Source organism: Pseudomonas mendocina, from assembly GCF_003008615.1.
Classification (GTDB): Bacteria; Pseudomonadota; Gammaproteobacteria; order Pseudomonadales; family Pseudomonadaceae; genus Aquipseudomonas; species Aquipseudomonas mendocina_C.
Genome location: NZ_CP027657.1, coordinates 3,760,309 through 3,783,242, shown reverse-complemented (window position 1 = coordinate 3,783,242; position 22,934 = coordinate 3,760,309). Strand labels below are relative to the sequence as shown.

General features: G+C 66.0%; 16 protein-coding genes. 12 read left to right on the top strand and 4 right to left on the bottom strand.

Annotated features, from left to right (window positions below):
• Nucleotide 1: 1 nt before the first annotated feature.
• The 12 genes from C7A17_RS17625 (at nt 2) to C7A17_RS17570 (ending at nt 15,429) form a co-directional block, all read left to right on the top strand.
• Nucleotides 2-1,690, top strand: a complete 1,689-nt coding sequence (locus tag C7A17_RS17625; RefSeq protein ID WP_106739236.1) for a DUF1302 family protein — start codon at nt 2-4, stop codon at nt 1,688-1,690.
• A 17-nt stretch (nt 1,691-1,707) separates the two neighbouring features.
• A complete protein-coding gene (locus C7A17_RS17620; RefSeq protein ID WP_106739235.1) occupies nt 1,708-2,964 on the top strand; it encodes a DUF1329 domain-containing protein in 1,257 nt (418 codons plus the stop codon).
• Nucleotides 2,965-3,038: 74 nt separating this feature from the next.
• On the top strand, nt 3,039-5,105 hold the full coding sequence (locus C7A17_RS17615) for a hydantoinase/oxoprolinase family protein (protein WP_106739234.1): 2,067 nt from the start codon (nt 3,039-3,041) through the stop codon (nt 5,103-5,105).
• A 5-nt stretch (nt 5,106-5,110) separates the two neighbouring features.
• The gene (locus tag C7A17_RS17610) at nt 5,111-6,964 is read left to right on the top strand and encodes a hydantoinase B/oxoprolinase family protein (RefSeq protein WP_106739233.1); all 1,854 of its coding nucleotides are present in this window, start codon (nt 5,111-5,113) and stop codon (nt 6,962-6,964) included.
• A 9-nt stretch (nt 6,965-6,973) separates the two neighbouring features.
• Complete coding sequence (locus C7A17_RS17605; RefSeq protein WP_106739232.1) at nt 6,974-7,564, top strand: isochorismatase family protein; 591 nt, start codon at nt 6,974-6,976, stop codon at nt 7,562-7,564.
• Complete coding sequence (locus tag C7A17_RS17600) at nt 7,548-7,925, top strand: hypothetical protein (RefSeq protein WP_106739231.1); 378 nt, start codon at nt 7,548-7,550, stop codon at nt 7,923-7,925. The genes C7A17_RS17605 and C7A17_RS17600 overlap by 17 nt, the downstream gene beginning before the upstream one ends.
• A 210-nt stretch (nt 7,926-8,135) precedes the next feature.
• Nucleotides 8,136-9,551: a 3-isopropylmalate dehydratase large subunit gene (leuC, locus tag C7A17_RS17595; protein WP_234035814.1), complete on the top strand. Its 1,416-nt coding sequence runs from the start codon at nt 8,136-8,138 to the stop codon at nt 9,549-9,551.
• A 2-nt stretch (nt 9,552-9,553) separates the two neighbouring features.
• Nucleotides 9,554-10,192 (top strand): 3-isopropylmalate dehydratase small subunit, encoded by a 639-nt coding sequence (gene leuD, locus C7A17_RS17590; RefSeq protein ID WP_106739229.1) that lies wholly within the window; start codon nt 9,554-9,556, stop codon nt 10,190-10,192.
• 65 nt (nt 10,193-10,257) lie between these two features.
• On the top strand, nt 10,258-12,120 hold the full coding sequence (locus C7A17_RS17585) for a sigma 54-interacting transcriptional regulator (RefSeq protein ID WP_106739228.1): 1,863 nt from the start codon (nt 10,258-10,260) through the stop codon (nt 12,118-12,120).
• Nucleotides 12,117-13,136 (top strand): zinc-dependent alcohol dehydrogenase family protein, encoded by a 1,020-nt coding sequence (locus C7A17_RS17580; protein WP_106739227.1) that lies wholly within the window; start codon nt 12,117-12,119, stop codon nt 13,134-13,136. Before C7A17_RS17585 ends, C7A17_RS17580 begins: the two co-directional genes overlap by 4 nt.
• A 44-nt stretch (nt 13,137-13,180) precedes the next feature.
• Nucleotides 13,181-13,603 carry a RidA family protein gene (locus C7A17_RS17575; protein ID WP_199796338.1) on the top strand — a complete coding sequence of 141 codons (423 nt, stop codon included), beginning with the start codon at nt 13,181-13,183 and terminating at the stop codon, nt 13,601-13,603.
• Nucleotides 13,604-13,656: 53 nt separating this feature from the next.
• The gene (locus C7A17_RS17570) at nt 13,657-15,429 is read left to right on the top strand and encodes an acyl-CoA dehydrogenase C-terminal domain-containing protein (protein ID WP_106739226.1); all 1,773 of its coding nucleotides are present in this window, start codon (nt 13,657-13,659) and stop codon (nt 15,427-15,429) included.
• Nucleotides 15,430-15,480: 51 nt separating this feature from the next.
• Here the strand turns inward: C7A17_RS17570 and C7A17_RS17565 are convergent, their stop codons facing one another.
• From C7A17_RS17565 to C7A17_RS17550, 4 genes are read right to left on the bottom strand one after another with little or no spacing between them, the layout of a single operon-like run.
• Nucleotides 15,481-17,001: an MFS transporter gene (locus C7A17_RS17565; RefSeq protein ID WP_106739225.1), complete on the bottom strand. Its 1,521-nt coding sequence runs from the start codon at nt 16,999-17,001 to the stop codon at nt 15,481-15,483.
• Nucleotides 17,002-17,032: 31 nt separating this feature from the next.
• Nucleotides 17,033-18,484, bottom strand: coding sequence for an efflux transporter outer membrane subunit (locus C7A17_RS17560; protein ID WP_106739224.1), 1,452 nt, complete (start codon nt 18,482-18,484; stop codon nt 17,033-17,035).
• Nucleotides 18,481-21,621 (bottom strand): multidrug efflux RND transporter permease subunit, encoded by a 3,141-nt coding sequence (locus tag C7A17_RS17555; RefSeq protein ID WP_106739223.1) that lies wholly within the window; start codon nt 21,619-21,621, stop codon nt 18,481-18,483. The genes C7A17_RS17560 and C7A17_RS17555 overlap by 4 nt, the downstream gene beginning before the upstream one ends.
• 16 nt (nt 21,622-21,637) lie before the next feature.
• Complete coding sequence (locus tag C7A17_RS17550) at nt 21,638-22,792, bottom strand: efflux RND transporter periplasmic adaptor subunit (RefSeq protein WP_106739222.1); 1,155 nt, start codon at nt 22,790-22,792, stop codon at nt 21,638-21,640.
• Nucleotides 22,793-22,934: the final 142 nt, after the last annotated feature.

The following is a 22,934-nucleotide window of genomic DNA, read 5'->3' as shown; positions in this document are numbered from 1 at the left end:
AATGAGCGCACACAACAACAATATGAAAGCGTGGTCTGGCAAAACTCCGATCGCTTGCGCGGTTCTGCTGGCTGGTATGGGAGTGCAGGCTGGGGCACAGGCTGATGAAGGGTTCTTCTCCGACTGGGAGGTCAGTGGATATGCGCGCCAGCACATGTCCTGGAACCTGGAGAACCCCTATGTAATGGATACCGATGACCCCAACGGGCTGGTCGGCGCGAAGCGCAAGGGCAACTATCGCTACGACCTGTCGATGGCGCGCACCACGCTCAAGCTCAACCTGTTCAAGGACTTCGGCAACTCGCAGTTCAACATCTCCGGGCGCGTGGCCCGCGAGGTGGAAACCGACTACCTGAAAGACCTGCAGAAGAGCATGGACGGCAACGCCGCCTCCGACTTCTTCAGCAACCGCAGCAAGTCGTCGGTCAACCTGATGGACGACGTCTACAACAGCGAAGAAATCCGCGAGCTGTGGTGGCAGACCGGGGTCACCCCGACCACCACCCTCAAGCTCGGTAAGCAGCAGGTGGTCTGGGGCGAGACCGACTTCTTCCAGTCGCTGGACGTGATCCACGGTTACGACATGCGCATCCGCTCGTTCCTCGAACCGGAGAACGAGGACGTGCGCAAGCCGCTGTGGATGGTCAACCTGATGGAGCGCTTCGACAGCGTCGACGGCACCCTGCAGCTGCTCTACATCCCAGGCCGGATGAACCGTGCCAGCGACCGCGGCAACAGCTATGACCTGGAAGGCGGACGCTGGGCGAACAACCCGAACAAGGGCATCACCTTCGAGTCCGCCACCTTCGGCGCCGACGTGCCGTACAACTACGACCACAAGGCCGCCGACATGGACGATCCGTCCTACGGCGTGCGCTGGAAGGGCATGGCCGGCGAGTGGGAATACTCCCTGGGCTGGTTCCACGGCCCGTCGCAGAACCCGGTGATCAACTCCAACCCGAACAACCCGCTGGGCGTCGGCAATGCCGCCAGTGGTCGTACCTACGTCGGCCCGTACAAGGGCGACTACAACTCCGACCCGAACTCCACCGTCGGCGAGCTGATCTTCCCCTTCATCGACGTGTTCGGGGTGACCGCCAACCGCTACCTGGAATCGGTCGATGCGGTGTTCTCCGCCGAGGTTTCCTACATCCCCAACGCGCCGTACAACATCGGCGTACAGGCCGGCGAAGCAGGCGGCTGCTCGTTCTTCCCGGGCTTCTGCGGGATCATCGAGAAGGACGTGGTCAAGACCATGGTGCGCATGGACAAACAGCTCGGCCTGCAGAGCTACCTGGGCACCAGTCGCCCGTCGTTCTTCTCGGTGCAGCTGTTCAACACCTGGATCACCAACTACGACCGTGACGACGAAGTGGTCAACACCGCCGGCTTCAGTGGCCGAGCCAAGGAATACTCGACCATCGCCACCGCCATCCTGGCGACCAACTACGACAACGACCGCATCAACCCGACCCTGGCCGTGGGCACCGACCTGACCTATGGCGGCAGCTTCATCGTTCCCAGTGTCGAGTTCGCCTACGGCGACAACTGGCGGGTACGCGTCGAGGCCGACCTGTTCTTCAACGACGAGCGGCAGAAGCGCGCCCTGCAAGGCTTCAACAACACCAACCTGTTCGGCTACTTCGACGGCAACGACCAACTGGCCGTCCGCGTGACCTACCAGTTCTGATCCAGGAGATAACAACAATGACATTCCTCAAGCATCACCTCGCCGCTTCCCTGGCGCTGACCTTCTCGGTCGCGCTGGCCGCACAGGCCGCCGAGCTGACACCGGGTACGCGAATCGACGCGGGCAACCTCGCCCAGCACCTGGGCGACACCTTCGAGGGCCACGGCATCGGTGACCTGCTCACCGAACGCATGCAGATCCTGATCAAGGATGAAGGCCTGGCCATCACCCTCAAGGCCTCCGAGCCGATCACCCTGGGCAAGGACTACGTGGCCGCGACCAAAGCCAACGAAGGCAAGGCCGTGTACAACCGCGACACCCGCCAGGTCGAAGGCTGGGTGGCCGGCGTGCCGTTCCCCAACGTCAGCCAGGACGACCCGGACGCTGCCGCCAAGCTGATCTGGAACCACCACTACGCCCAGCCGATCAAGAACCTGCAGGACTACCCCAAGTTCGGCTACCTGTTCCTCAACGACAAGGTCGGCCTGGAGCGTCGCCAGGAGTGGGCGTTCAAGCGCTACTACATGAAGGGCCGCCTGGGCACCGAGCAGACCGTCGAGGGTGACGGCACCATCCTCACCAAGACCCTGCTGTACGCGACCTACCCCACCGACATCCGCGGCCTGGGCCTGTTCACCGTGCGTTACGACTCGCCCAAGCTGGAAGACTCCTGGGCCTACGTGAAATCGGTGCGGCGCACCCGTCGCCTGTCCGGCGGCACCTGGATGGACCCCATCGGCGGTACCGACCAGCTCAGCGATGACATCGAGATCTTCAACGCCCACCCGAGCTGGTACCCGGATTACAAACTGCTGGGCAAGCGCTGGATTCTCGCCGTGGCCAACTCCCAGGGTGAAACCTGGAACCAGAAGGCCAGCGGCAACGCCGAGTTCCCGGTCATCGACCTGGACAACAAGCCGTTCTGGAACCCCAAGGCCGAATGGGAACCGCGTGAAGTCTGGGTGCTGGAAGCCACCACCCCGCCGGAGCACCCGTACAGCAAGAAAGTGATGTACATGGACACCCAGTTCCCTCGCTTCTATCAGGCCGAAGCCTATGATCGCAAAGGCCAGTTCTGGAAGTGGATGAACTATCACCTCAAGACCATCAAGACCGAGGATGGCGATGTGGGGATCGTGTCCGCCGCCGGCTTCACCATCGACTACCAGCGCCGCCATGGCACGGTGTTCGTACTGGGTGGCCCGCGCCTGAACACACCGGGTGTCACCGCTGACGATGTCAATCTGCGCGAACTCGAAAAAGCCGCGCGTTAAGCCGAACCAGCCGGGGCGCCAACGCGCCCCGGTCCAAGATGCACAACAAAGCCAAGAAAGTGCTTGGAGGCAACATGAGTTTTCGTTTGGGTGTTGATGTAGGCGGAACCTTCACTGACCTGCTCCTGATCAACGATGTGACGGGTGACAGCTATACCGCCAAGGTGCCTTCCACGCCGCACAATCCCTCCATCGCGGTGCTCAACGGCATCGAGAAGATCTGCCAGACCTCGGGCGTCGAGCCGTCCGCCATTCGCTCGGTGATGCACGGCACCACGGTCGCGACCAACGCCATCCTGACCCGCCGTGGCGCCAAGGTCGGCCTGGTGACCACCAAGGGCTACAAGCAGGTGCTGCATATCGCCCGCTCCTTCGTACCTGGCGGCCTCGGCGGCTGGGTGACCTTCAACAAGGGCGAACTGCTCGCCCCGCTGGAACTGACCGTCGAGGCCGACGAGCGCATCGACACCCACGGTGCCGTGGTGCGCGAGCTGGATCGCGAAGCGATCCGTTCCGAGCTGCTGCGCCTCAAGCAGGCCGGCATCGAGGCGCTGACCATCAGCCTGGTCAACGCCTACGCCAGCGGCGCACATGAACAGGCCATCCACGACATCGCCCGCGAGGTGATGCCCGGCGTGCCGGTGTCGCTGTCCTCGGAAGTGGTGCCGGAAATGCAGGAGTACGAGCGCACCGAGACCACCGTGGTCAACAGCTACGTGCGCCCGGAAGTGGCCAATTACCTGGAACACCTGCAGGGCGAGCTGTGCAGCCGCCTGCGCCCGGACGTGCAGCTGTCCATCCTGCGCTCCGACGGTGGCCTGGCCACCAGCCAGTCGGCGGCCAGCACACCGGTCAACCTGCTGCTCTCAGGCCCGGCCGGCGGCGTGGCCGGGGCGATCTGGTTCTGCTCCCGTGGCGGCTTCAGCAAGGTGCTGACCTTCGATGTCGGTGGCACCTCCACCGATGTCGCGCTGATCGATAACAACCAGGCGCGCATTCGCCGCGAAACCCGCGTCGGTGACGTGGCCGTGCGTGCGCCGTCGGTCGACGTGCGCACCATCGGTGCCGGTGGCGGCTCCATGGCCTCGGTGCCGGAACTGACCCGCGCCCTGCGCGTCGGCCCGGAAAGCGCTGGCGCCGTGCCTGGCCCTGCGGCCTACAACAAGGGCGGCACCGTGGCCACCGTGACCGACGCCAACGTGGTGCTGGGCTACCTGCCGGCCGAGCAGAAGCTCGGCGGTGACTTCCAGGTGCGCAAGGACCTGGCCACCGCCGCCGTGCAGGCCACCGCCGACGCCATGGGCGTGTCGCTGTTCGAGGCCGCCGAAGGCATCGTGCGCATCGCCAACGAACACATGTTCGGCGCGCTGCGCCTGATCAGCGTCGAGCAGGGCTACGACCCGCGCGACTTCGCCCTGTGCGGCTTCGGCGGCGCCGGCCCGCTGCACGCCAACGCCCTGGGCATCCTTATGAATGCCTGGCCGGTGATCATCCCGCCGGGCCCGGGTGTGCTCTGCGCCTATGGTGACGCCACCACCCGCGTCAAGGACGAGGCCTCGCGCTCGCTGGTGCGCCGCGTCAGCGACATGAGCGTCGAGGAAGTGGTGCAGATTCTCCAGCAACTCGGCGACAGCGTGCGCAGCTCGCTGGCCGCGCAGGACATCCCCGCCGAGGTGCAACAACTGACCTGGCAGGCCGACGTGCGCTACCAGGGCCAGGCGTTGCTGCTGACCCTGGACATCGACCCGGACGAGCTGACCCGTACCGGCATGCAGGCCATCACCGCCGCCTTCGATGCCGAACACGAGCAGCTGTTCACCTTCGCCCTCAACGAAGCCCATGAGCTGGTCAACCTGCGTGCCATCGCCCGCGCGCCGCGCCCGGAGATCACCGAGCGCGCCTTCGAGAGCACCACCAGCAGCCTGGCCGAGGCGCAGGTCGGCCACACCCCGGTGCACTACGCCGGCCAGGACTACGATGCGGCGCTCTATGCGCGCGGCAAGCTGAGCCCGGGCCTGATCGTGCCGGGGCCGGCCATCGTCATGGAAATGGACTCCACCACCCTCGTTCTTCCGGGTTACGAAGCGGCCGTGGACCGCGTCGGCAATCTGTTGATCCGCCCGCTGGGCCATCAGGAGTAAGCGTCATGGTTGCGCGCATCAAACAAGAAAACAGCAATCCGTTCCAGCGCGTCGACGTCGACGGCATCACCATCGACATCGTCGAGAACGCCCTGGGCAACGCCCGTAACGAAATGGACGCGGTGCTGTTCCGCACCGCCATGAGTCCGGGCATCCGCGAACAGGGCGACGCCTTCCCGATGATCGCCACCTGCGACGGCAAGATGATCGTCGGCCAGTTCGGTTCGTTCATCAGCGGCTTCCTGCGCAGCTACGAGGGCGAGATCGAAGAGGGCGACGTGTTCCTCACCAACGACCCGTACCTGTGCAGCGGCGCAGTCAGCCACCTGCCGGACTGGCTGGTACTGATGCCGATCTTCAAGAACGGCCGGGTGATCAACTACGCCGCCATGTTCGGCCACATGTCCGACGTCGGCGGCAAGGTGCCGGGCAGCCTGCCGACCAACGCCAGTTCGATCTGGGAAGAAGGCATTCGCATCCCGCCGGTGAAGCTGTACCGCCGTGGCGAGATGAACGCCGACATGCTCGACGTCATCCTGCACAACGTGCGCATGCCGCGCTGGAACCGCTCCGACCTCAACGCCATCGTCGCCGCCTGCCGTACCGCCGGCAAACGCTGCGTCGAACTGGCCGAGCGCTTTGGTGACGACGTGTTCTACAGCGCCCAGCAGGAAATGCTCGAGCGCACCCATCGGGCGATGAAAGAAGTGATCGGCCGTGTGGTGCCCGAGCACCGCCAGGTGTTCGAGGACTACATCTGCGACGACGGTGCCGGCCTGGGCCCCTACACCCTGCGCTGCGCACTGTGGCGCGAGGGCGACAAGGCGATCTTCGACTTCGAGGGCACCGATCCGCAGGCACCCTCCTCGGTCAACTTCTACCTCAACGAAGAGATGTTCAAGATCTTCTTCGGCGCGCTGACCATCAGCCTGTTCGACCCGGCGATCCTGCTCAACGACGGCTTCTACGACCTGGTGGAAGTGCGTATCCCGCAGGGCTCGATCCTCAAGCCGAACTTCCCCGCCGCCCTGTCCTGCCGCACCCACCTGCTGGGGCGCATCTTCGACATGATGGGCGGGCTGCTCGGCCAGGGCACGCCGCAGGCGATGAACGCCGCCGGTTTCTCCGACTCGCCGCACTTCATGTACTCGGGCTACGACCAGCAGGGCGAATGGTTCCAGCTGTTCCAGATCGGCTTCGGCGGCATTCCGGGACGGCCGGTGGGCGACGGCCCGGACGGCCACTCGCTGTGGCCGGGCTTCACCAACGTGCCCAACGAGTTCGTCGAGGCCTACTTCCCGCTGCGCATCGAAACCTACGAAACCCTCGCCGACTCCGGCGGTGCCGGCCTGCACCGGGGTGGCAACGGTCTGCGTGTGGCCTACCGGCTGCTGGTCGATGGCGAGGTGTCGATCCACGACGACCGCTGGTTGACCTACCCCTGGGGCGTCAACGGTGGTGCACCGGGTGAGCGCAGCCGCAAGGAACTGATCCGTGCCGATGGCACCCGGCAGATGCTGCCGGCCAAATGCGACAACATCCAGGTCAAGGCTGGCGACCTGGTGCTGTTCGACACCTGGGGCGGTGGTGGCTGGGGCGACCCGCTGCAGCGTGATCCGGCCAAGGTGCTCACTGATGTGCGCAAAGGCCTGGTCAGTGCCGACGGCGCCCGCCGCTATGGCGTGGTGGTCGCCAACGATGCCGTGGACGAGAGCGCGACTCGCGCCCTGCGCGAGGTCATGGCGGCCGAGCGCGGCGAGATCGAACTGTTCGATCGCGGCGGCACGCTGGACGAACTCAAGGCACGCTGCCTGGCCGAAACCGGCCTGCCGGCACCGACCACACCGTCCTGGAACTGAGGAATCGCCATGGCTCTGGATTCCCGCTCCCTCTCCCCGGCCCAGCGCTATGCGCTGGTGCTGGTGGATCTCTCGGTCGGTTTCACCGACCCGACGAAAAGCCCGCTGGCCAGCGAATGCCCGGCGGTCGTCGAGGCCAATCGCAAGCTGCTGGAAGCTTTCCGTCGGCGCGGCTGGCCGGTGATCTTCACCACCGTGGCCTATGACCAGCCAAACCAGGCGCGGGTCTTCCGCGAAAAGATACCGGCGCTGAACGTGCTGGCGGCAGGCTCGGAGCTGGTGCAGATAGACCCGCGCCTGACGCCGCAGGACGGCGAGCCGGTGCTGGTGAAGTTCTGGGCCAGTGCCTTCTTCGGCACCGACCTGGCGCAACGCCTGCACGAGGCCGGCGTCGACGGTGTGATGGTCACCGGCTTGACCACCAGCGGCTGCGTGCGGGCAACCGCGCTGGACGCCTTGCAGCACGAGTTCCGTGTGCTGCTGCCGGAACAGGCGGTGGGTGATCGCGATGCGCAGGCGCACCAGGCCAACCTGCGTGACCTGCAGATCAAGTACGCGGACGTGCGCGACCTGGAGGATTGCCTTGCGCTGCTGGGCTAGCGCACTGGCGCTGGCGGCCGTCGCCGGTTGCTCGGCGACGGCGCCCAGTCATGCTCCATCGACGGCCAGCAGCTCGGAGGGCGGCCGCTGTGCCGCCTTTGCCGATGCCTGGGTCAGCCACTTCCAGGCCAACGTGGCGAAGCTCGATGGCCAGCGCGTCGCCTCACTCGATCAGTCCCTGGCGCAGGCGCGCCAGGCCCTGCTGGACGCCGGCCAGGACGAGAACGCCTGTCAGAAGCCGTACTGCATCATCCAGCCGAAGGCCGGAGGGCGCCTGGACAGCTACTGCGGCTACCGGGTCGCCGACCCCACTGGCAACGAGTTGTACCGCTGGGTGCCCTGGACGCCCGCCCGACGCTGACCGAATAACAACCATATAAGAACCTGTTCAAAGCCTCGCGAGCTAGAGCCAGGCAAGGCGAAATCAAGCGAAGAACGCACTGGGCTCGTATTCGAGTTTACGAGCTGTAAATGAGCATTCTGAGCTTGATTTCAACGCAGCATGACCGACGCGCAGCAGGCTTTGAACAGGCTCGAAGAACCGCCCTTTTCTACTGCCGAGGTACACACCGTGGGAGCACAAACGCTCTACGACAAGCTCTGGGATCGTCATCGCGTGGAGGATCTGCCCGATGGCTCGACCCTGCTGTACATCGATCGCCACCTGCTGCACGAGGTGACGTCACCACAGGCCTTTGCCAACCTGCGCCTGGCAGGGCGCAAGCCCTGGCGCGTGGACACCAGCCTGGCGACGCCCGACCACAACGTGCCAACCCTGGGCCGCGAGCAAGGCCTGGGCGGCATCAGTGACCGCATCGCCCGGCAGCAGATCGCCGTGCTGGAAAGCAACAGCCGCGAATTCGGCATCCCGCTGTTCGCCCTCGACGACATGCGCCAGGGCATCGTCCATGTGGTCGGCCCCGAACAAGGCCTGACGCTACCGGGCATGACGCTGGTCTGTGGCGACTCGCATACCGCCACGCACGGCGCCCTGGCAGCGCTCGCGCATGGCATCGGCAGCAGCGAGGTCGAGCATGTGCTGGCCACCCAGACCCTGCGCAGTCGCAAGCTGAAGAACTATCGCATTCGCGTAGAAGGCGCCCTGGCCACGGGCGTCACGGCCAAGGATCTGGCGCTGTACATCATCGGCCGCATCGGCAGCGCCGGTGGCAGCGGGCACGCCATCGAGTTCTGCGGCCCGGTCATCGAAACGCTGTCGATGGAAGCACGCCTGACCCTGTGCAACATGAGCATCGAAGCCGGCGCACGTGTCGGGCTGATCGCCTACGATCAGATCACCGAGCGTTACGTGCGCGGCCGTCCGCTGGCGCCGACGCCCGAACACTGGGATGCGGCCACCGCCTACTGGCGCGAAACGCTGCATTCAGACGCCGACGCGCACTTCGACCAGGAACTGACGATCCAGGCCGAAGACATTCGCCCGCAAGTCACCTGGGGCACCTCGCCGGAAATGGTTCTGCCGATCAACGGCCATGTCCCGACGCTGGATATGGCCCGCGACGCCCTGCAGCGCCTGGACTGGGAGCGCGCCCTGGCCTACATGGATCTGCAGCCGGGCCAGGCGCTGGCAGGCGTGCCGCTGGATCGCATCTTCATCGGCTCCTGCACCAACGCACGCATCGAAGACCTGCGCGCCGCCGCCGACGTATTGCGCGGCCGCCGTGTGCACGAGCGTATCCGCCAGGCGCTGGTGGTGCCGGGCTCCGGCCTGGTCAGCCTGCAGGCCGAGCGCGAAGGCCTGGACCGTATCTTCAAGGCCGCCGGTTTCGAGTGGCGCGCACCGGGCTGCTCCATGTGCCTGGGCATGAACGCAGATCGCCTGAGCCCTGGCGAGCGCTGCGCGGCCACCTCCAACCGCAACTTCGAAGGCCGTCAGGGCAAGGGCGGTCGCACCCACCTGCTGTCGCCGACCATGGCGGCAGCCGCCGCCGTGGCCGGTGAATTGATCGACTTCAGGAATCTATGAGCATGCAGCCGCTGATCACTCACCAGGGCATCATCATCCCGCTCAACCGGGCCAACATCGACACCGACATGCTGCTGCCCAAGCAGTACCTCAAGAGCCTGGAAGCCTCAGGCTTCGGCGCTTTCCTGTTCGACGACGAGCGCTACCTCGATCCCGGCGAGATCGACACGCCGCTGGACAAGCGCCGCGAGAACCCGGCCTGCATCCTCAACCAGCCGCCCTACCGCCAGGGCAGCGTGGTGCTGACGCAAGCCAACTTCGGCTGTGGCTCCAGCCGCGAGCACGCGGTGTGGGCGCTGCGCGATTTTGGGGTGCGGGTGGTCATTGCCCCCAGCTTCGGCGATATCTTCCGCAACAACTGCTTCAACAACGGCGTACTGCCGCTGCTGTTGGAGCAAGCAGCCATCGACGAGCTGTTCGCCCTGACCGAGGCACAGCCCGGCCTGCAGGCCGAGGTGGATGTGGAACGTCGCTTGCTTTCGGTTAGCGGCGGGGTATGGTGTTTCGAACTCGACGAAGGGCGTCGCCAGCGCCTGCTCAAGGGCCTAGACGAAGTAGGTGAAAGCCTGTGCTACGGGGCACGGATCAGCGCCTATGAAGAACGTCGCCGGCTCAGCGAGCCCTGGCTTTTCCGCAGTTGAGCAATACCGGCCATGAGCCGGCTACCAGTGCCCAGGCTTCATAACAATAAGAGGGTCAATACACCGTGGAATTCGCCAACGCGGAACTCGACCGGGTACGAGTCTGCCTGATCGGCAACTCGAAACTGAGCCAGGTGGTGCACAGCCTGATTCCGGAGTTCGAGGCTCTGGCCAGCATCACCATCATCGACAACATCTTCAACGATGCGGTGAAGGCAGCACGTGATCTGATCGAACGGCAGCAGGTGGACATCTTCATCAGTGCGGGGGCCAACGCCTTCTACCTGCAAGATACCCTGCCCATTCCGGTGCTGGCACTGAAGGTGGAGCAGGCCGACCTGATCCAGGCCGTGCTCACCGCGCGGCGCATTTCCTCGAAAATCCTGCTGCTGACCTACGAGCGGCAGGAAACCAACGTCGAGCTGCTCAGCCTGTTCGACGGTGTCGAACTCACCCACCACACCTACAGCACCGCCGAACACGCCAAGGAGATCTTCCACAGCGTGCGCAACGAGGGCTTCGGCGTGGTCATCGGCTCCAGCTATGCCTGCGACCTGGCCGAGTACGCCGGGCTGCAGTCGGTGCTGCTGTACTCGCGCGAGTCGTGCCGCAACCTGCTGCGCAAGGCGATCCGCCAGGCCGGCCAGCACAAGCGCGAACAACAGCACGCGGCCATCGGTCAGTTCCTGCTGGAACAGAATCACCAACCCCAGGTGCTCACCAACCGCACGGGTGCAGTGGTGGCCTGGAACAACGCAGCCAGCACCTTGATCCCCAACATCGGCCGACGCCGGCGCCTCGATGGCGTGCTCGACAGCAAGATGCTCGATGCCCAGAGCCTGCGTGCCGAGGGCCTGCTGCTGGGTGACCGCCTATGCAGCCTGACCAAGCAGCCGTTCGAGCTGGGCGGCGAAGCTGTCGGTTTTCTCTACAGTTTCCAGCTCAGCCCACTGGCCATGCCCCAGGATGACGGGCGGCGCCTGGTGTTCCAGTCCAGCCGGATGGCGGAAGTGCAGAACCAGTTGAACGTTTACGGTGCCACACCGGGCACCGTGCTGATCCGCGGTGAAACCGGTACCGGCAAGGAGCTGGCAGCGCGCCAGGTGCACGTTTCCAGCGCCAATGCCAAGGGCCCGTTCGTGGCGATCAACTGTGCGGCGATCCCTGCAGAGCTGTTCGAGTCGGAGTTGTTCGGCTATGCCGAGGGCGCCTTCACCAGCGCCAAGAGCGGCGGCAAGTCCGGCCTGCTGGAAAGCGCCAACAACGGCACCTTCTTCATGGACGAGATCAACTCGCTGCCGCTGCCGCAGCAGGCCAAATTGCTGCGCGTGCTACAGGAACGCGAAGTGAGCCCGGTCGGCTCACGGCGGCCGATCTCGCTGAACATCAAGTTCGTCGCCGCCTGCAACGTCGACCTGATGGACGAAGTACGCGCCGGGCGCTTCCGCGAAGACCTCTACTACCGCATCAGCACCTTCGCCGTGCACATCCCGCCGCTGCGCGAGCGGGTCGAAGACATTCCGGTACTGACCGCCTACCTGATGCGCCGCGAAGGCCTGCGCTACGCCCTGGAGGTGGAACCGGACGCGCTGATCAAGGGCGTGGCCCAGGTGTTTCGCCGCTATCACTGGCCCGGCAACGTACGCCAGCTGGAGAACGTGGTGGAACGGCTGATCGTCTCGCAGCGCATGTACGGCAGTTGCGAAGCCCTGCTCGAGGCGCTGCCGCGAGTGGTGCCCGAGCTCTACGCCCCCCTTGGCGAGGGTGAGAACGGCGGGCACCTGCATCACGTCGAGCAGGAAGAAATCGTCAAGGCGCTGCAACTGTTCGCCGGCAACAAAAGCATGGCCGCCGAGTACCTGGGCATCAGCCAGACCACCTTGTGGCGCCGCCTCAAACGTCTACAGAGTGGAGAGAACCACGTATGAAAGCCTGGCAGGCAACGCCGCCCTTCGGACTCGCGGCCCTGCGCCTGATCGAACGCCCCCGCCCGACGCCCGGCCCGCAGCAGGTGCTGATCAAGGTGCAGGCAGCGGCGCTCAACTACCGTGACCTGGAAATGGCCAGCGGCACCTATCAGGGCCAACCTCAGCACGCCTTCACCCTGCTCTCGGATGGCGCTGGCGAGGTGGTCGAAGTCGGCGCGGCAGTCACCCGGTTCACCCCGGGCGAACGGGTGATCGGCTGCTTCTGGCAGGGCTGGGAAGGCGGACGCCTGGGCGATACCGGCAGCGTGTTGCCGCTGGGCGGCCCGCTCGATGGCATGCTCAGCGAATACGTGCTGCTCGATGAGCGCGGCGTGGTGCCCTGCCCCGGGCACCTGTCCTGGGAAGAAGCCGCCACCCTGCCCTGCGCCGCATTGACGGCCTGGCAGGCGCTGGTGGTCGAAGGCCAGATCAAGGCCGGCGACTGGGTGCTGCTGCAAGGCAGCGGCGGCGTGTCGCTGTTCGCCCTGCAATTCGCCCTGTTGCACGGCGCCCGAGTGATCGTCAGCTCCAGCCAGGATGACAAGCTGCAGCGCCTGCAAGCGCTCGGCGCCACGGGGCTGGTCAATTACCGCAGCACGCCCGACTGGCACGAACAGGTCATGGCCATCACCCAGGGACACGGCGTCGATCATGTGCTGGAAGTGGGCGGCCCGCGCAGCTTCGCCCAGTCGCTGCTGTCGCTGCACACCAGCGGCCAGATCAACGTGATCGGCTACCTCGGCGGTCAGCAGGGCGAGATCAACCCGTTGCTGATCCTGCAACGCAATGCCCGCGTGCGCGGCATCGCCGTCGGCCCGCGGCAGTCGTTCGAGTCGATGAACCGCGCCATCGAGGCCAACGGCCTGCGCCCACTGCTCGACAGCGTGCACGACTGGCTCGATCTGCCCAAAGCCCTGGCGCATCTGCAGTCGGGCCAGCATTTCGGCAAGGTGGTGCTGCGCATCAGCCCCCCATGAACGAACAACCTACTGCCTTGAACCCGGTTGATCAGGAGTGCCTCATGCCAGCGGCTCTGACGATGCAACGCGTGCGAACCGAAACGGATCCATTCGAACCCTTCGCCCTGTCCCAGGCGATTGCGCTGGGTGACTGGCTGTTCGTGTCTGGCCAGGCCGCGCTGGATGCGCAAGGTGGTGTGGTCGGAGCCGGCGATTTCGTGCAGCAGGCCGAATGCGCCTTCGGCAATCTGCAGCAGGTGCTGCAGGCCGGCGGCGCAAGCCTGGATGACGTGGTCAAGGTCACGCTGTTTCTCACCGACATGGGGCATTTCCCCGAGGTCGTGGAACTGCGCCGTCGCTACTTCCGTCCGCCCTATCCCGCGGACAGCATCGTTGAAGTCAAGGCGCTGGCACTGCCTGAGCTGATGTTCGAAATCGAGGCCATCGCCGTGCGCGGTACCGGCGCTGCCAAGGCAACCGGTTAGAGCCTTTTCCTTTCCCTAGCGCTTCGTGCGAAAACCCTTACGAGTAGTCCGTCATGCCTGAATTCAACGCCCCGCTGCGCGACATGCGCTTCGTCCTCCATGAAGTCTTCCAGGCCCCCAGCCTGTGGGCACGCCTGCCGGCCCTGGCGGACACCGTCGATGCCGACACCGCCGATGCCATCCTCGAAGAAGCCGCCAAGGTCACCGGCGGCCTGATCGCCCCGCTCAACCGCAGCGGCGACGAGGAAGGCGCGCAGTGGGAAGGCGGCAACGTGCGCACCCCAGCTGGTTTTCGCGAGGCCTACGCCACCTACACCGAAGGCGGCTGGGTCGGCCTGTCCGGCAACCCGCAGTATGGCGGCATGGGCATGCCCAAGATGCTCGCCGTGGCCTTCGAGGAAATGCTCTACGCCGCCGGCTCCAGTTTCGCGCTGTACTCGGCGCTGAGTTCCGGCGCCTGCCTGGCCATCGACGCCCATGCCAGCGAAGAACTGAAAACCACCTATCTTCCGCCGATGTACGAGGGCCGCTGGGCCGGTTCCATGTGCCTGACCGAGGCCCACGCTGGCACCGACCTGGGCATCATCAGAACCCGCGCCGAGCCGCAGGCGGACGGCAGTTACAAGGTTACCGGCAGCAAGATCTTCATCACCGGCGGTGAGCAGGATCTGACCGAGAACATCATCCATCTGGTGCTGGCCAAGCTGCCGGACGCACCGGCCGGGCCGAAAGGCATCTCGCTGTTCCTAGTGCCCAAGGTGATGGTCAACGCCGATGGCAGCCTGGGCGCACGCAACGCGGTGAACTGCGGCTCCATCGAGCACAAGATGGGCATCAAGGCCTCGGCCACCTGCGTGATGAACTTCGACGGTGCCACCGGCTATCTGATAGGTGAGGTCAACAAGGGCCTGGCGGCGATGTTCACCATGATGAACTACGAGCGCCTGTCCATCGGCATTCAGGGCATCGGCTGCGCCGAGGCGTCCTACCAGTCGGCCGTCAGCTACGCCCGCGAACGTATCCAGAGCCGCGCCGCTAGCGGCCCGGTGGCCAAGGACAAGGTCGCCGACCCGATCATCGTGCACGCCGACGTGCGCCGCATGCTGCTGACCATGAAGGCACTGAACGAAGGCGGTCGCGCCTTCGCCTGCTACGTCGGCCAGCAGCTCGACCTGGCCAAGTACGCCGAGGACGCGGATGAGCGGCAGAACGCCGAAGCCCTGGTCGCCCTGCTCACTCCGGTGGCCAAGGCCTTCTTCACCGACACCGGGCTGGAAAGCTGCGTGCACGGCCAGCAGGTGTTCGGCGGCCACGGCTATATCCGCGAATGGGGCCAGGAGCAGTTGGTACGCGACGTGCGCATCGCACAGATCTACGAAGGCACCAACGGCATCCAGGCACTCGACCTGCTGGGGCGCAAGGTGGTGGCCAATGGCGGCGCCGCGCTGCGCCTGTTCGCCAGCGAAGTGCGCGACTTCGCCCATGCCCATGAATCGCCGTTCGGCGAACGCCTGGTGGAAGCGCTGGAGCGCCTGGAAGCGCTCAGCGGCTGGCTGCTGGAGCAGGCCAAGGGCGATCCCAACTCGGTGGGCGCCGCCTCGGTGGAGTACCTGCACCTGTTCGGCTATGTCGCCTACGCCTACATGTGGGCACGCATGGCGGCCGTGGCGCAGACCTCGCAGAGCGAAGACGACGCCTTCTACGGCGGCAAGCTGGCCACTGCAGAGTTCTTCTTCGCCCGCCTGCTGCCGCGCACCCTGAGCCTGGAGGCGAGTATTCGCGCCGGCAGCCAGCCTCTGTACGGCCTGGCCGCAGAGCAGTTCTAAACGTAGGACGGGTGCAACCCGCCACCGCCAAGCCGGCGGGTTGCACTCGCCCTACGCGGACTCATGAACGGCCTCGGCCTTGCGGTACCCGCTGAGCATGAAGAACACCACTACCGCGAGCACGCCGACCATCGCCGCCGAGGTCAGCAGCAAGGTCGAGTGAGTGGCCGAGAACGCTGCCTTGGCCGCGTCGATCAGGGCGCTGGCCTGCGGTTCGGCCAGCCCCTTGGCGACCAAGTAGCTGTCGCCAATGGAACGCGCGGCACGTTCGGCCAATGGTGCTGCCAATTCGGCGTCGAGCACGATGCTGTGACGGAACACGCTGCTCATGAACACGCCGAAGAAGGTGATGCCCAGGCCCGTGCCGAGTTCGTAAGCGGTGGCTTCCAGCGAGCCGGCTGCCCCGCCCTTGCTGGCCTCCACCGAACCCATGATGGCGATGGACGAGGCTGTCAGACCGATGCTCAGGGTCAGCCCCAGTAGCGCCAGCATCGCCGGCACGCCGAAACCGGGTTCATGGAAATCGGCCAGGGCCAGGAAGGCCAGGGCCATGGCGGACAAGCCCAGCGACGCGCTGGACAACAGGCGCAGGCCGCAGAGGTTGGACAAATAGCCGGCCACCGGACCACCGACGGCCGCCGCCGCCATGATCGGGATCATGAAGATGCCGGCCTGCAACGGCGTCTTGCCCAACACGTACTGCAACTCCTGCGCGAGTGTCAGCTCGACCCCGGCCAGGGCGCCGATGGCCACCACCGCCATGATGATGCCGGCCAGGATCGCCGGGCGCGAGAACAACGACAGATCGAGCATGGGCGTCGCCGAACGCAGTTGCAGGCGCACGAAGAAGCTCAGCAGCGCGAACCCCAGCAGCGCCATCAGCAGCGCCACGCCCAGCGGCTGCGTGGCGCCGACCGCGGCCTTGATGCCATACACCAGCGCCAGCATGCCGGCGATCAGCAACAGCGCCTGGCCCAGCGCCCAGGTGCCGGGCGTGGTCGCTTCCGTGCGCGGCAGCAGCAGGAACACCAGCGGCGCGACCACCAGCATGATCGGCACATTGATCAAGAACGCCGAGCCCCACCAGAAGTGCTCCAGCAACGCCCCACCAATCAGCGGCCCTAGTGCGGCGCCGGCCGCGCCGACCATGCCCCACAGCCCGAGTGCCATGGCACGCTCGTCTTCGTCCTCGAAGGTGCGACGGATGATGCCCAGCACGCACGGCATGATCATCGAACCGCCGAGGGCCAGCAGCACCCGTGCAGCGATGAGCAGCGCCGGATTCGGCGCGAAGGCCGCCAGTAACGAAGCGATGCCGAACACCACCAGGCCGGTGAGCAGCACGCGGCGGTTGCCGATGCGGTCGGCCAGGGTGCCCATGGGCACCAGCAGTCCCGCCATCAGCAGTGGGTAGATGTCGATGATCCACAGCACCTCGGTGGCCGATGCGCCGAGCGCCAGGGTCAGCGAAGGCACGGCGATGTGCAGGATGGTCATGTCGATGACCACCGGCAGGAAGGCCAGCATGACGGCCAGCAGGATCAGCCAGCGACGGGGAATGACAGCGAACATGAACGGACTCGTGGGCAAAATCGAATGGACTCTACTGAGCCGCCGTTACAGCGGCAATCTTGGTGATGTCGCGCTCGCCCAGGCCGCCACCCAGTGACTTGAACAACGCCACCCGGTTGGCGATTTCCGCACGACGCAGCTCCAGCAGCGCCTGCCGCGCGGCCTGCAACTGGCGTTGGGCATCGAGCAGTTCCAGGCGACCGTCGATGCCCGCGCGGTAGCGCAGGTCGGATAGTTCCAGGCGCCGTTCGGCAGCCGTCACCGCGCGCAGTTGCGCCTCGATCTGGCGGTCGAAGGTGGCCGTACCGGCCAGCGCATCGGCCACCTCGCGGAAGGCCGTCTGAATGGCGCGCTCGTACTGGGCCACCGCCTCGGATTTGCGCACCTTGGCCAGGCGCAGTTCAGCACGCAGCCGCCCGGCCTGAAACAACGGTTGCGAGATCTGCGGCGTGAAGCGCCAGACCTGACGGCTCGGGTCGAACAAGCCACCGAGCGAGGTGCTGGCATAACCGAACGACGCGGTCAGGGAGATCTGCGGGAAGAACGCCGCCCGCGCCGCGCCGATATCGGCATTGGCGGCGACCAGCATCTGCTCGGCCTGGCGCAGATCCGGCCGGTTCAGCAGCAGGTCGGCCGGCAACCCGGCCGGTAATTGCGCGATCACCGGCTGACGCTCCAACGGCAAGCCGGCGGGCAGGTCGCCCGGCAGCTCGCTACCCACCAGCAATTGCAGGGCGTTGTCCGCCTGCGCCAGGGCGCGACGGCGCGCCTCCAGGTCGGCTTCGGCCAGGGCCACCTGCCCTTCGGCCTGGGCAACATCCAGGCTGCTGTTCTGCTCGGACTGTTTGAGCAGGCGCGCCAGTTCCAGCGACTGCTGCCAATCGCCCCGCGTGCGTTCGGCCAGTTGCAGTTGTTCGTCGGCCAGGCGTTGGGCGAAGTAGGCCTCGGCCACCGCGCCGACCAGGGTGATCTGCGCCGCATCGCGGCCCTGCTCGCTGGCCAGGTAACGGGCCAATGCGGCATCGGACAGCGAGCGTACACGGCCGAACAGATCCAGCTCGAAAGCGCTGGTGCCGACGTTCAATGCGACCTGGCGATTCACCTCGCGGCGCGACTCGCCGCTATTGCCCTGCGCCAGAGCGCGCTCGCGCGTGTGGCTGGCGTCGAGCGACACCGACGGCAGCCGCGTGGACTCCTGGATATTGAACATCGACCGCGCTGCTTCCACATTCAGCGCGGCCAGGCGCAGGTCGCGGTTGTGCACCAGGGCCAGTTCGATCAGCCGCTGCAACTGGGGGTCAGCGAACATCGTGCGCCAGCCCATTGCGCTGGCGGGCACGACGCCGTCTTGTGCCATGAGGGCATGGCCCATATCGGGGAAGCTGGCCGGCACCGGTGACGTCGAGTGCTCCAGTTTGGGCGTCAGCGAACAGGCCGATAGGCAACCGACCAGGACGATTATCAAGAACGAACGCACGATCATTTATCCTCACCGAGCTGCGGCACACTGGCGGTGCGCTGTGCGCGCCAACTCTGGAAGCGTTCCTGCAGCCCCATCACGAACACGAAGAAGGCCGGCACGAAGAACACCGCCAGCAGGGTGCCGCTGAGCATGCCGCCGAACACCCCGGTGCCGATGGCATGCTGGGTTTCGGCGCTGGCGCCGGAAGCGAGCATCAGCGGCACCACACCGAGGGTGAAGGCCAGCGAGGTCATCAGGATCGGCCGCAGGCGCAGGCGCGCAGCGGTCACGGCGGCGTCGATCAGCGTGCGCCCCTCGGCATGCAACTGGCGGGCGAACTCGACGATGAGAATGGCGTTCTTCGCCGACAGGCCGATGATGGTGATCATCCCCACCTTGAAGAACACATCGTTGGGCATGCCACGCAGCATCACCGCAGCTACCGCACCAAGCAGGCCCAGCGGCACCACCAGCATCACCGACAGCGGGATCGACCAGCTCTCGTAGAGCGCCGCCAACACCAGGAACACCACCAGCGCCGAGAGCAGCATCAGCAGCGGCGCCTGCGCCGCCGACTGGCGCTCCTGCAGCGACTGCCCCGTCCAGGCCACGGCGAAGCCCTGCGGCAACTGCGCCACCAGGCGCTCCATCTCGGCCATCGCCGCACCGCTGGACACACCAGTTGCAGCACCACCGGCGATACGCACGGCGGGAAAACCCTGGAAGCGCATCATCTGCTGCGGCGACTCGCTCCACACCGGCGTCACCACTTCGCGCAGCGCCACCATGCCGCCGCTGGCGTTGCGCACGCGCAGGCCGAGCACGTCGTCCAGTTGCATACGCGCCGAGGCATCGGCCTGCAGGATGACCTGCTGCATGCGCCCGGCATTGGGAAAATCGTTGACGTACAGCGAACCCATGGCCGCCGACAGAGTACTGCTCACGGACGCGAAGGACAGCCCCATGGCCTCGGCCTTCTGCCGGTCGATCTCCAGGCGGATGCTCTCGCCGGGCGGCAGGCCATCGGGGTAGACGTCGCTGACCACCTCGCTCTGCGCCGCCAGCTCCAGCAATCGAGCCTGCGCCGCCAGCAGCGCGGCCTCGCCACGATTGGCGCGATCCTGCAGGAACAGGGTGAAACCCGAGGAGGTACCCAGCTCGTCGATGGCCGGCGGCATCAGGCTCATCACCGTGCCTTCGACGTTATCGGCCATGGCCTGCTGCGCCAGCGCGGCTTCCTCGGCGGCCGTGGCGCCATTACGTTGATCCCAGTCCTTGAGCATGGTGAAGGCCATGGCCGCGTTGGGGCCGGAGCCGGCGAAGCTGAAGCCTAGCACCACCATGTTCGCATCCAGGCCCGGACGCGAGGCAACATGCGCCTCGTAGGCCTTGACCACGTCCAGGGTGCGTTCGCTGGTGGCGCCCGTGGGTAACTGGATGGAAGTCATGAAATAGCCCTGGTCCTCCTCGGGCAAGAAGGACGATGGCAACTGCGCGGCCGCGACGACCAGCACTGCGCAGAGCACGGCGAACGCTGCCATCATCCGCCCGCTGCGCCCGACCAGGCGCGCCACCCGTGCCCCATAGCTCGCCGTAAGGCGCTCGAAGCCACGGTTGAAGGCGCCGAAGAAGCCGCGTTTTTCATGATGATCCGCGCTCACCGGGCGCAGCAGCGTGGCGCACAGAGCCGGCGTCAGGGTCAGGGCGAGGAAGGCCGAGAACAGGATCGACACCGCCATCGACAGGGTGAACTGCTGGTAGATCACTCCCACCGAACCGCTGCCGAAGGCCATGGGGATGAACACGGCAGTCAGCACCAGAGTGATGCCGATCACCGCGCCGGTGATTTCCCGCATCGCCTGCAGGGTCGCTTCTTTCGGCGAAAGCCCCTGGGTGACCATCAGCCGTTCGACGTTTTCCACCACCACGATGGCGTCATCGACGATGATGCCGATGGCCAGCACCATGCCGAACATGGTCAGCGAGTTGATCGAAAACCCCGCCAGCAGCATCACCGCGAAGGTGCCGAGCAGCGCGATGGGCGCGACGATGGCCGGGATCAGCGTGTAGCGCAGGTTCTGCAGGAACAGGAACATCACCAGGAACACCAGCACCATGGCCTCGAACAGGGTGTAGATCACCTTTTCGATGGACACCTTGACGAAGGGCGCGGTGTCGAACGGCACCGAGTAGGCCATGCCGGCCGGCATGCTCGACGCCAGCTCGGCCAGGCGCTCACGCACGGCCGATGCGGTGCGTACGGCATTGGCGCCCGGTGACAACTGAATGGCGGCACTGGTCGCCGCCACGCCGTTCTCGCGGTTGGAGAAGCCGTAGGACTGCGCGCCCAGCTCGACCCGTGCCACGTCGCCGAGCACCACCTTGGCGCCATCGGCACCGGCGCGCAGCACCACGGCAGCGAACTGCTCCGGCGTGCTCAGTTGCCCCTGCACGGTCAGCGGCACGGTCAGGCGCTGGCCTGGCACGGCGGGCTCGTCACCGACCCGACCGGGTGCGATCTGCGCGTTCTGCTGCTCGATAGCCTGGGCCAGCTCGTTCATCGTCAGGCCGTAAGCGGTGAGCTTGTTCGGGTCGACCCAGACGCGCATGGCCTGCTCGGCGCCAAACAGCTGCACACGCCCCACGCCCTCTATGCGGCGCAGTTCCTGGACGATATTGCGCGCCAGGTAATCGTTCAGCGCCACTTCGTCGTACTGGCCGTTGGGTGAGGTCATGCCGACCATCATCAGAAAGCCCGAGGCGGCGGACTCCACCTGCACACCGTTTTGCCGCACGGCCTGGGGCAGGCGCGGCTCGACCGCCTTGATGCGGTTCTGCACGTCCACCTGGGCCAGCTCTGCGTCGGTGCCCGGCTTGAAGGTAGCGGTGATCTGCGCGGTACCCGAGGTATCCACCGAGGATTCGAAGTACAGCAGGTTCTTCACCCCCGACAGCTCCCGTTCGACCAGGCTCACCACCGAATCGTTGAGGGTCTGCGGCGTGGCCCCCGGATAGGTGGCGTAAAGGGTTACCGAGGGCGGCGCCACTGACGGATAGCGGGCAATGGGCAACTGCGGGATGGCGATGACGCCGAACAGCACGATGAACAGGGCGATGACCCAGGCGAACACCGGGCGGTTGATGAAAAACTGCGGCATGACGATCTCTCCGAACTCAGCGCGCGACGGCGCTGAGGCGTTCGCCGTTGGCGGCGGGCTGCCAGGGGCGCGTGGCAACCTGGGCGTCGGAACTCAGACGTTCGATGCCCTCGACCACCACCTGCTGCCCGGCACTGAGCCCGGACACCACGCGGTAACGGCGCTCGACCAGCTCACCGAGCTCGATGGGCACCGGGCGTACCTGGCCATGGGCATCGACCACCCACACGCTGGCCTGGCCTGCCGTACGGGTCACAGCCTGCTGCGGCACGCTGAGGGCGGCGGGGTAATGGGCACGGGGAATCCGCGCCTGCACGTAGAGGCCGGGCAGCAGACGGCGTTGCGGGTTATCCACCAGTACGCGCAGCAGTACGTCGCCGGTGCCGGCATCCACTTCGATGCCGGAGAACAGGATGCGCCCGCGCATGCCCAGCGGCTTGCCGTCGCTGCCGAGGATGTCCACGCTCAGTTCCGGCGTCGCCGAGCCGGCCTGCTGACGCAAGGTGTCCAGGATCGAAGCGGACTGGCGCACGTCGACGTACACCTGGTCGATCTGCTGGATACGCGCCATGGGCGTGGCATCGGTGGGCGACACCAGCGCCCCTTCGCTGACCAGCGCCTGGTCGATGCGCCCGGCAATCGGCGCCTCGACGCTGGCGAACTGCAGGTCCAGCTTGCGCCGCGCCAGCGTCGCCCTGGCCTGGGCTACGTCGGCGGCGGCCTGCTCGCGCTGCGCCACGGCATCGTCATACACCTGGCGGCTGACCGCTTCGGCCTGCACCAGCGGTTTCAGGCGCTCGGCCTGCACACTTGCCCGCGCCAGGGTCGCCTCGGCGCGTTGCAGGGCAGCGGCAGCGCTGTCGACCTCGGCCTTGAACGGTGCTGGGTTGATCTGGAACAGCACGGCACCGGCCTTGATTTCGGCGCCCTGCTCGAACAGGCGGCGTTGCACGATGCCGCCGATCTGCGCACGAATCTCGGCGCTGCGCACGGCAGCGACACGCGCCGGCAGATCCTCGCTGACCGACAGTTCATGTGCCTCAAGCGTCAGCACCGACACCTGCATTGGCGCGGCCGCTTCGGCGTGCTCGGGTGCCGCGTCGCACCCCGTCAGCGCCAATACGGCAAGCCCTGCGAGCACGATGCTCAGATGCCGTTGTTTGCTGCCCATAACCCACTCCTCGTTGCCCACTGCGCTCCGCCGATCTGATGGCGACCGGGAGCTGATCGAGGCTGCAGTCTGGGGCAGCACTGTTGCGAATGATTCGAGGCTTTGTGGAGAAAGCATGGAGGCCGCGATAACATTCAGCGCC